Here is a 796-nt window from a genome sequence, read left to right on the forward strand (position 1 = left end):
GGCTGGCGCAAGACGACACCCTGTCCGAATTGCTCAAACTGATTAACTGCCAACTGACCGAAAAAGGCTTAAAAGTAGAGAAAGCATCCGCCACCGTCATTGACGCCACCATTATTCAAACTGCCGGCAGCAAACAGCGTCAGGCCATAGAAGTCGATAACAAAGGACAAGTCAGCGGCCAAACCACACCGAGTAAGGACAAAGATGCCCGTTGGACAAAGAAAAACCGCCTCTACAGACTCGGTTACAAACAACATACCCGTACCGATGAGAAAGGCTATATCGAGAAACTGCACATTACCCCCGCCAATACCCATGAGTGCAACCACCTGCCGTCTTTGCTGGAAGGTATAGCCGAAGGTACGACCGTCTATGCCGACAAAGGCTATGACAGCGAGGAAAACCGGCAACATCTGGAAGAGCATCGGCTGCAGGACGGCATTATGCGCAAAGCCCACCGCAAACATCCGCTGACGGAAACGCAAACCAAACGTAACCGATATTTGTCGAAGACCCGTTATGTGGTCGAACAAAGCTTCGGTACACTGCACCGTAAATTCCGCTATGCCCGGGCAGCCTATTTTGGGCTGCTCAAAGTGAGTGCACAAAGCCATCTGAAGGTGATGTGTTTGAACCTATTGAAAGCCGCCAACAGGCTAAGTGTGCCTGTTGCCGCCTAAAAGGCGGTCGGATGCCTGATTATCAGGTATCCAAGAGGGATTAAGAGAGTATTTGAGTGGAATCAGGAGTGATTTGGGATGGAAACAGCCGAAAATCTTTGTTTAGGTTTCGGCTG

1 protein-coding gene is annotated in these 796 nt (G+C 50.3%); it reads left to right on the forward strand.

Features of this window, described 5'->3' with window-relative positions; genetic code table 11:
• A partial coding sequence (locus tag HMPREF2606_RS04160) for an IS5 family transposase (protein WP_070843354.1) occupies nt 1-680 on the forward strand: 680 nt, incomplete at its 5' end.
• Nucleotides 681-796: the final 116 nt, after the last annotated feature.

Origin of the sequence: Neisseria sp. HMSC070H10 (genome assembly GCF_001837635.1) — a bacterium.
In the GTDB taxonomy this organism is placed as follows: Bacteria; Pseudomonadota; Gammaproteobacteria; order Burkholderiales; family Neisseriaceae; genus Neisseria; species Neisseria subflava_A.